This window comes from Streptomyces sp. NPDC058576, assembly GCF_042718715.1.
In the GTDB taxonomy this organism is placed as follows: domain Bacteria; phylum Actinomycetota; class Actinomycetes; order Streptomycetales; family Streptomycetaceae; genus Streptomyces.
On record NZ_JBHXPF010000111.1, the window covers coordinates 1 to 9,122 of the forward strand.

Here is a 9,122-nt window from a genome sequence, read left to right on the forward strand (position 1 = left end):
GGTCCGGACCGCCGGACGCCCGATTCCCGGCCGCCCGGTCGTACGCCGGATCAACCGATCGGCTGATGCGCCGTCGAGCGTGACGGCGGATACCGCCCGGGCCCGCCCGCCGGAACCCTGGTGGACATGGCAATCATCGAAGTCAACGGGGTACGCAAGACCTACGCCGGCCGCCACGTGGTCGACGGCGTCTCCTTCTCCGTCGACGAGGGGGAGATCTTCGGCATCCTCGGCCCCAACGGGGCGGGCAAGACCACCACGGTCGAATGCGTGGAGGGCCTGCGCATCCCCGACGCCGGCACGGTCAGGGTCGCCGGACTCGACCCGGTCGCCGACCACGACCGGGTGACCAGGCTGCTCGGTGCCCAGCTCCAGGAGAGCGAGCTTCAGGCCAAGCTGACCGTACGTGAGGCGCTGGAGCTGTACAGCGCGTTCTACCCGGCTCCGGTCGACTGGCGTCCGCTCGCCGGCCGGCTCGGCCTCGACGAGAAGCTCGCCACCCGCTTCGGCCGGCTCTCCGGCGGCCAGAAGCAGCGCCTGTTCATCGCCCTCGCCCTGATCGGCGACCCGAAGGTCGTCGTCCTCGACGAGCTGACCACCGGCCTCGACCCGCGCGCCCGCCGGGACACCTGGAAGCTCATCGAGGAGATCCGCGACGGCGGGGTGACCGTCCTGCTCGTCACCCACTTCATGGAGGAGGCCCAGCGCCTCTGCGACCGGATCGCCGTCATCGACCGGGGCAAGGTCGTCGCCCTGGACACCCCGGCCGGGCTGATCCGGCGGGCCACCGGCTCCACGGTCATCTCCTTCGCGCCCTCCCGGGCGCTCACCGGCCCCGACCTCACCCGGCTCGCCGCGCTTCCCGGCGTCGCGTCCGTGACCCCGCCCGACCGCGAGGGGGCGCTCACGCTGCACGGCACCGACGAGACGTTCACCCCGTTCGTCGCCCTGCTCGCCGAACTCGGCGTCACCGCCCTGCGGCTGCGCATCACCGAGACCACCCTCGACGAAGCCTTCCTCGACCTCACCGGACAGGACGCCTGACATGCAGACCGAGACCACCACCGCACCGGCTACCGTCCCGGGACCCCGCGCCGCCCGGCGACGCGGCCCCGCGGCCGCCGTCCTGATCGCCGAGACCCGGCTCTTCCTCCGCGAACCGGGCAGCCTGTTCTGGGTCTTCGCCTTCCCGTCCGTCCTCCTGGTGATCCTCGGATTCGTGCCCGCCTTCAACGAGGCGCAGGACGACCTCGGCGGACGGCGCGTCATCGACCTGTACGTCCCCATCTCGATCCTGCTCGCTCTGATCACGGCGGGGGTCCAGGCGATGCCGCCGGTCCTCACCGCCTACCGCGAGCGCGGCATCCTGCGCCGGATGTCCGCCACGCCGGTGCGGCCCTCCGCCCTGCTCTCCGCCCAGATCCTGCTGCACGGCGCGGCCTGCCTCGGCTCCGCGCTGCTCGTCACCGTCGTCGGCCGGATCGGCTACGGGGTGCCGCTGCCCGAACAGCTCCCCGGCTATCTGCTGGCGCTGCTGCTCGCCGTCGCCGCCGCGCTGACCCTGGGCGCCACCCTCTGCGCCCTGTCCCGCACGACGAAGGCGGTCACCGCGATCGGGTCGGGCGCCTACCTCGTGATGATGTTCACCGCCGGGGTCTATCTGCCGGTCCAGGCGATGCCCGACGCCCTGCGCCGCATCGTGGAGATCAGCCCGTTCGGGGCGGCCTCCCAGGCGCTGGAGCAGGCCGCGTCCGGGAGCTGGCCGGGCTGGATCCACCTCGGGGTCCTCGCCCTGTGGACCGTTGTTCTGGGCATCGCGGCCGGTCGCCTCTTCCGGTGGCAGTGACGGAGACTGCGGCCATGACGTCGCCGCCCAGCCCCTCGTACCCGTCGGGTGCGACGGGGCCCCGCACGATCGAGGACCGCTGGGAGCAGTTCTACCGGTACGGTCCCTACGCCGTCCTCACCCTGTCCGTCCTCGTCGGGGGCGTCGCCGCCGACCTCATCATGACCCGCACCGAGATGTACGCGGCCGGGGCCCTGGCCGTGGTCGCGTACGGGCTCCAGTTCTGGTGGGGCCGGGCCCGCCCGCGTACCGCTCCGGGCGCCCCGGCCGGGGTGGCCTACTACACGGCGAGGACCGTCCTCGCCTTCGCGCTGTCCTGGCTCAACCCGTTCTTCGCGATCTACGCGGCGCTCAGCTACTTCGACGTCGAGCCCCTGCTGCCCCAGCGCGCTGTCCGGATCGGCCTGCTCACCACCGCCGTCACCCTGGCCGGTTCCCAGAGCGGCGGCCTGCCGCCCGCCTCCCTGATGAACTGGGTCGCCTTCTGCGTGCTCTACGTCGTCAACGCCACCCTCGCCCTCTTCTTCTGGCACGTCGGGATGCGCGAGGAGGAGAAGGCCCGCATCCAGACCGCGACCATCGCCGAACTGGAGCGCACCAACCTCCGGCTGGAGCAGGCCATGGCGGAGAACGCGGCCCTGCACGCCCAACTCCTCGTGCAGGCCCGCGAGGCCGGGGTCGACGACGAACGCCGCCGGCTCGCCGCCGAGATCCACGACACCCTCGCCCAGGGCCTCACCGGGATCATCGCCCAGCTCCAGGTCGTCACCTCCCTCACGGAGAGGGACCCCGCCACCGCCCGCCTCCACCTGGAGCGGGCCGCCGCGCTCGCCCGCCACAGCCTCGGCGAGGCCCGCCGCTCCGTGCACAACCTGACCCCCGTCGCGCTGGAACACGACGAACTGGCCGGGGCACTGAAGAAGACGGTCGCCCGCTGGGCCGAACAGCACCGCGTCCGGGCCGACTTCACCGTCACCGGCACCGTCGAACCCGTCCACGACGAGATCGCCGCCACCCTCCTGCGCATCGCGGGCGAGGCGCTGGCCAACGCCGGGCGGCACGCCGGGGCCTCACGGGTCGGGGTGACGCTGTCCTTCATGGACGACGAACTGGTCCTGGACGTACGGGACGACGGACGCGGCTTCGACCTCGCGGCCGCCGCCCCGGCCGGCCGCACCGGCGGCTTCGGCCTGGGCGGCATGCGGGCCCGCGCGGAGCGCATCGCGGGCGCGGTCGAGGTGGAGTCGGAACCGGGCGGCGGCACGGCGGTATCGGCGAGGGTCCCCCTGGTCAGGCACCCGTGAACAGCCCCGCGGCGGAACCTGGTCAGGCGTCCGAGAGCCCCCGTACGGTGCTCTCATGACCGAGACCCCCGCCCGCGCCATCAGCCTCGTCGTCGTCGACGACCACCCGGTCGTCCGGGACGGACTGCGCGGCATGTTCGCCGCCGCGCCCGGCTTCGCGGTCCTCGGCGAGGCGTCCGACGGCGTGGACGCGCTCGCCGTCGTCGAGCGCCTGGACCCCGACGTCGTGCTGATGGACCTGCGGATGCCCGGCGGCGGGGGAGTCGCGGCCATCGCGGAGCTGACCCGGCGCGGCGCGCGCTCGAAGGTCCTGGTGCTGACCACGTACGACACCGACTCCGACACCCTGCCCGCGATCGAGGCGGGCGCCACCGGCTACCTCCTCAAGGACGCCCCGCGCGAGGAGCTGTTCGCCGCCGTGCGGGCCGCCGCCGACGGGCGCAGCGTCCTGTCGCCCGCCGTCGCCTCCCGGCTGATGACCCGGGTCCGCACCCCCGCCGCCGACCCCGCCGGGAGCGCCCTGTCGGCCCGCGAGCGCGAGGTGCTGGTCCTGGTGGCGCGGGGCACGACGAACCGGGAGATCGCCGCCGAACTGTTCGTCAGCGAGGCGACCGTGAAGACGCACCTCACCCACATCTTCGCCAAGCTGGGCGCCAAGGACCGGGCCGCGGCCGTCGCCGTCGGCTACGACCGGGGCATCCTCGGCTGACGCCCTACTCCGCCACCCGCAGCAGCAGCACCGACCGGGCGGGCACCGTCACCTCCGTACCGCCGTCGAGGACCGTGCCGGGGGCCTCCGCCTGATCCTCCCGCGAGGTGTCCAGGACCAGTTCGTAGGCGTTGGCCCACGGCGCTCCCGGCAACGCGAAGGCGACCGGCTCCGCGCCCGCGTGCAGCACCGCCAGGAAGCTGTCGTCGGTGACCGGCTCGCCCCGCGCGTCCCGCCCCGGAATGTCCCGGCCGGAGAGGTACAGCCCGAGCGTTGCGGCCGGGGCGTACCAGTCGCCCTCCGTCATCTCCCGGCCGTCCCGGGCGAACCACGCCAGGTCCCGCAGCCCGTCCGGGGCCTGCGCCCGGCCGGAGAAGAACGCGCGCCGCCGCAGCACCGGATGGATCCGGCGCAGCGTCAGCACCCGGGCCGTCAGCTCGGTCAGCTGACGCCAGTGGGGCTGCTCCAGCAGCGACCAGTCCACCCAGCCGGTCTCGTTGTCCTGGCAGTAGGCGTTGTTGTTGCCGCCCTGCGTCCGGCCCATCTCGTCGCCCGCCACCAGCATCGGCACCCCGGTGGACAGCAGCAGCGTGGTCAGCAGGTTACGGAGCTGGCGGCGGCGCAGCGCGTTGATCTCCGGATCGTCGCTCTCGCCCTCCGCCCCGCAGTTCCACGCCCGGTTGTCGCTCGTCCCGTCCCGGTTGCCCTCCCCGTTCGCCTCGTTGTGCTTCTGCTCGTAGCTGACCAGGTCGCGCAGGGTGAAGCCGTCGTGCGCGGTGACGAAGTTGACGGAGGCGTAGGGACGACGCCCGCCCCAGGCGTACAGGTCGCTGGAGCCGGTCAGCCGGTAGCCGAGATCCCGTACGTCGGGGAGCGCGCCGCGCCAGAAGTCCCGTACCGCGTCGCGGTAGCGGTCGTTCCACTCGGTCCACAGCGGCGGGAAGGCCCCCACCTGGTAGCCGCCGTTGCCGACGTCCCACGGCTCGGCGATCAGCTTGACCCGGCGCAGCACCGGGTCCTGGGCGATCACCGCGAGGAACGGGGAGAGCATGTCGACGTCGTGCATCGAGCGGGCCAGCGCCGCAGCCAGGTCGAAGCGGAAGCCGTCGACGCCCATCTCGGTCACCCAGTAGCGCAGCGAGTCGGTGATGAGCCGCAGCACCTGCGGCTGCACCACGTGCAGGGTGTTGCCGCAGCCGGTGTAGTCCGCGTAGCGGCGCGGGTCGCCCTCCAGACGGTAGTAGCCCCGGTTGTCGATGCCGCGCAGCGACAGCATCGGCCCCAGCTCGCCCGCCTCCGCCGTGTGGTTGTAGACGACGTCGAGGATCACCTCGATCCCGGCGTCGTGCAGCGCGTGCACCATCCGCTTGAACTCGCCGACCTGCTGGCCGGCCGTGCCGGAGGCGGAGTAGTCGGCGTGCGGGGCGAAATAGCCGATGGAGTTGTAGCCCCAGTGGTTGTGCAGCCCGCGCCGCAGCAGATGGTCCTCGTGGGCGAACTGGTGCACCGGGAGCAGTTCGACGGCGGTCACCCCGAGCCGGGTGAGGTGCTCGATCGCCGCCGGGTGCGCGAGCCCGGCGTACGTGCCGCGCAGCTCGGGCGGGATGTCCGGATGCAGCTTGGTGAAGCCCCGCACGTGCAGCTCGTAGATGACGGAGTCGGCCCACGGGGTCTTCGGGCGGCGGTCCTCCACCCAGTCGTCGTCATCGTGGACCACCACACCCTTGGGAACGTACGGAGCCGAGTCCCGGTCGTCGCGCACGGTGTCGGCGACATGCTGGTCCGGCCAGTCCCGGACGTGCCCGTAGACCTCGGGCGGCAGGGCGAAGGTCCCGTCGACCGCGCGGGCGTACGGGTCCAGCAGCAGCTTGGCCGCGTTCCAGCGGGCCCCCGTCCACGGGTCCCAGCGGCCGTGCACCCGGTAGCCGTACCGCTGACCGGGCCGCACCCCGGGCACGAAGCCGTGCCAGATCTCATGGGTCAGCTCGGTGAGCGGACAGCGCGTCTCGACGCCCCGCTCGTCGAACAGACACACCTCGACCGCCTCGGCCCCGCCCGCCCACAGCGCGAAATTGGTCCCCGCCACCCCCTCCGGGCCGACCCGGAAACGGGCCCCCAGCGGCATCGGGGCCCCGGGCCACACGGCGGGGGCCGACGCCCCCGACCGTACGGCGTCGGCGCGGTGCACCTCGGCGACCTCCGCCCGCACGGCGGCCACCGCGTCCGGATCCTGCACCGGCTCCTGGTCCTGTACTGCCTCCTGCTCGGCTGCGCTCGACACCGTGTAGCCTCCCGCGGCTCGTGGGACGGGCACCTGCGAGTGGCGCGCGGCGTCCCGGCCGCGGCCCTTCGGGGTAGTCCTCCCCTCTGTTCTGCCCACCGGGCGGCCCGCACTCACGTTTCCCCCGACCGGCCCTGGTCGTTGGGGGAGCGTGAACGACACAGCGAAGAGCGCACGCGCCGGCTCGGCCGCCGTGCTGACCTGGGCAGGACTGCTGACCGTGCTGGCCCTGCTGACCGGCTGCACCGACACCCGGGAGGCCCTGCTCAACGGCAAGGCGCGATCCCCCGGCGACGCGATCAGCGTCTTCCCCGAGAACGGCGCCGAGGACGTCGACGAGGAGACCCGGATCGCGGTGAAGATCCCCGACGGGCGGCTGGAGAGCGTGAAGGTGATGCGGATCGAGGACGCGCAGCAGCAGACGGTGGCGGGGCGCATCGCCGAGGACGGGCGCTCCTGGGCCCCGGAGCCCCGGATGGCCCGGCTCGCCCTCGCCGCGAAGTACAGCATCGACGCGGTGGCCGTGGACGGACGGGGGCGCCGCTCCGCACGGCACGCCACGTTCACCACGCTCGTCCCCGAGCACCGCTTCATCGGCTACTTCAAACCGGAGAACCGGTCCACCGTCGGCACCGGCATGATCGTCTCCTTCGCCTTCAACCGCCCGGTCGCCGACCGGGCCGCGGTGCAGAAGGCCATCCGGGTGACGTCCGATCCGGTGGTGGAGGTCGCCGGGCACTGGTTCGGCAAGGACCGGCTCGACTTCCGCCCGAAGACGTACTGGAAGCCCGGCACCGAGGTCACCGTCGACATCGGGCTGCGGGACGTCGAGGGCGCCCCGGGGGTCTACGGCAGCCAGGACAAGACCGTCGTCTTCACGGTCGGCCGCTCCCAGGTCTCCCGGGTCGACGCGGAGGCCAAGACGATGGAGGTGCGGCGGGACGGAGAGCTCGTGGACACGGTCCCGATCACCGCGGGCGCCCCGAAGACGACCACGTACAACGGGCGGATGGTCGTCACCGAGATGCACGAGGTGACCCGGATGAACGGGGCGACCGTCGGCTTCACGGACAAGAAGGGCAAGGGCGAGTACGACATCAAGGACGTGCCGCACGCGATCCGGCTCACCGAGTCCGGCACCTTCCTGCACGGCAACTACTGGGCCGACGAGTCCGTCTTCGGCGAGGAGAACGTCAGCCACGGCTGCATCGGGCTGCGCGACGCCAAGGGCGGTGGCGGCTCCACCCCCGGCGGCTGGTTCTTCGACCGGACCCTGATCGGTGACGTGGTCGAGGTGGTCAACTCCAAGGACAAGAAGGTCGCACCGGACAACGGGCTCAGCGGCTGGAACATGGGCTGGAAGCAGTGGAAGGCGGGCTCCGCCGTGCGCTGATCCCCGTGCCGGGGCCGCTGCCCGCTCCCCGGCTCCGGCCGCCCCGGCACCCCGCGCCACCTGCACAGCTCTCCGGACCACTTGGGACGGAACGGTGACATCCCAGGGGGAGTTCACCGCGCGAGCGATGTGATTATCTTGCGGCGGGCGTGCATATGCAGCGCGCGGGGGTGCGGGTCTTGGCGGGAGCCGGGCCGTGCGAGGGGAGACGACCACAGTGAACGGGCAGCCGATATCGGGGGCATCGGCCGGGGCGAGCGGGAAGCGGCGCGGCGGGCCGGGGCTCTGGGCCCTGGTTCTGGGAGCACTGCTGTTGCTGGTGACGGCGTGCGGCGGCGGCGGTGCCGACGCGGGGGACGAGAAGGGTCCGGCGGGCAGCAAGAAGGAGGACACGACCGCCTCGCAGGCGGTCGTGACCATCGCGCCCAAGGACGGCGCGGAGGCCGTGGCGACCAGCGGCGCCCTGAAGATCGGCGCCGAGCAGGGCAAGCTGACCACGGTGAAGGTCGCCGACCCGAAGGGCAATGAGGTCGAGGGCGAGATCTCGGCCGACGGCGTGAGCTGGACGCCCGAGCGGCACCTCGCCGCCTCCACCAAGTACACGGTGCACGCGGTCGCCAAGGACGCCGAGGGCCGGGAGTCGGCGAAGGACACCACCTTCACCACGCTCGTCCCGGCGAACACCTTCCTCGGCCAGTACACGCCCGAGGACGGCTCCACCGTCGGCGTCGGCATGCCGGTCTCCATCAACTTCACCCGCGGGATCACCGACCCGGACGCGGTGGAGAAGGGCATCAAGGTGACGGCCGACCCGGCCGTCGAGATCGAGGGCCACTGGTTCGGCAACGACCGCCTCGACTTCCGCCCGGAGAAGTACTGGGCGGCGGGCACCGAGGTGACCGTCGAACTCAACCTCGACGGCGTCGAGGGCCGGCCGGGCGTCTACGGCAAGCAGGCCAAGACGGTGAAGTTCACCATCGGCCGCAGCCAGGTCTCCACCGTCGACGCGAGCGCGAAGCGGATGAAGGTGGTCCGTGACGGCAAGCAGATCAAGGACATCCCGATCTCCGCGGGCGCCCCGGCGACGACCACGTACAACGGTCAGATGGTCATCAGCGAGAAGCTCAAGGTGACCCGGATGAACGGCGACACCGTCGGCTTCGGCGGCGAGTACGACATCAAGGACGTCCCGCACGCCATGCGGCTGTCCACCTCGGGCACCTTCCTGCACGGCAACTACTGGGGCGCGTCCTCGGTCTTCGGCACCACCAACACCAGCCACGGCTGTGTCGGTCTGCGCGATGTGCGCGGCGGCTACGACAACCAGACCCCGGCGGCCTGGTTCTACAACAAGTCGATGATCGGCGACGTGGTCGTCGTGAAGAACTCCAAGGACAAGCAGATCGCCCCGGACAACGGCCTCAACGGCTGGAACATGGACTGGGAGGAGTGGAAGAAGTAGTCCCCTTCCGCTCCTGAACGACCCCGGCGGGCCCGGTGCTGTTAACCAACGCAAACGGCCCGCCGGAGGTTTACGAGGGTTTCCAGAAAACCATACATATTCTAAACAAGAACCCCACCGCCAGCGC

General features: G+C 72.0%; 7 protein-coding genes. 6 read left to right on the forward strand and 1 reads right to left on the reverse strand.

What is annotated here, in order from left to right:
- Positions 1-126: 126 nt before the first annotated feature.
- The 4 genes from ACFWRV_RS36015 to ACFWRV_RS36030 are packed head-to-tail and all read left to right on the forward strand — an operon-like array spanning position 127 to position 3,859.
- A complete protein-coding gene (locus ACFWRV_RS36015) occupies positions 127-1,044 on the forward strand; it encodes an ABC transporter ATP-binding protein (protein ID WP_384340351.1) in 918 nt (305 codons plus the stop codon).
- Position 1,045: 1 nt separating this feature from the next.
- Entirely contained in the window at positions 1,046-1,846 is an 801-nt protein-coding gene (locus ACFWRV_RS36020) for an ABC transporter permease (protein WP_384340353.1), read from the forward strand.
- A 14-nt stretch (positions 1,847-1,860) separates the two neighbouring features.
- Positions 1,861-3,150, forward strand: a complete 1,290-nt coding sequence (locus ACFWRV_RS36025; RefSeq protein ID WP_384340355.1) for a sensor histidine kinase — start codon at positions 1,861-1,863, stop codon at positions 3,148-3,150.
- 55 nt (positions 3,151-3,205) lie between these two features.
- Positions 3,206-3,859 (forward strand): response regulator, encoded by a 654-nt coding sequence (locus ACFWRV_RS36030; protein ID WP_384340357.1) that lies wholly within the window; start codon positions 3,206-3,208, stop codon positions 3,857-3,859.
- A 4-nt stretch (positions 3,860-3,863) separates the two neighbouring features.
- On the opposite strand, the gene glgX is transcribed toward ACFWRV_RS36030, so the two are convergent.
- Positions 3,864-6,140, reverse strand: a complete 2,277-nt coding sequence (gene glgX / locus ACFWRV_RS36035; protein WP_384340359.1) for a glycogen debranching protein GlgX — start codon at positions 6,138-6,140, stop codon at positions 3,864-3,866.
- 151 nt (positions 6,141-6,291) lie between these two features.
- On the opposite strand from glgX, the gene ACFWRV_RS36040 reads away from it, so the two are divergent.
- Both ACFWRV_RS36040 and ACFWRV_RS36045 read left to right on the forward strand, forming a co-directional pair.
- Positions 6,292-7,533 carry an Ig-like domain-containing protein gene (locus ACFWRV_RS36040; RefSeq protein WP_384340361.1) on the forward strand — a complete coding sequence of 414 codons (1,242 nt, stop codon included), beginning with the start codon at positions 6,292-6,294 and terminating at the stop codon, positions 7,531-7,533.
- Positions 7,534-7,750: 217 nt separating this feature from the next.
- Positions 7,751-8,995, forward strand: coding sequence for an Ig-like domain-containing protein (locus tag ACFWRV_RS36045; protein WP_384340363.1), 1,245 nt, complete (start codon positions 7,751-7,753; stop codon positions 8,993-8,995).
- Positions 8,996-9,122 lie beyond the last annotated feature (127 nt).

What these genes read in the sequence shown, in the direction of transcription:
- ACFWRV_RS36015 (WP_384340351.1), top strand. Translation starts at nt 127, where the DNA reads ATGGCAATCATCGAAGTCAACGGGGTACGCAAGACCTACGCCGGCCGC.
- ACFWRV_RS36030 (WP_384340357.1), top strand. Translation starts at nt 3,206, where the DNA reads ATGACCGAGACCCCCGCCCGCGCCATCAGCCTCGTCGTCGTCGACGAC.
- ACFWRV_RS36020 (WP_384340353.1), top strand. Translation starts at nt 1,046, where the DNA reads ATGCAGACCGAGACCACCACCGCACCGGCTACCGTCCCGGGACCCCGC.
- ACFWRV_RS36025 (WP_384340355.1), top strand. Translation starts at nt 1,861, where the DNA reads ATGACGTCGCCGCCCAGCCCCTCGTACCCGTCGGGTGCGACGGGGCCC.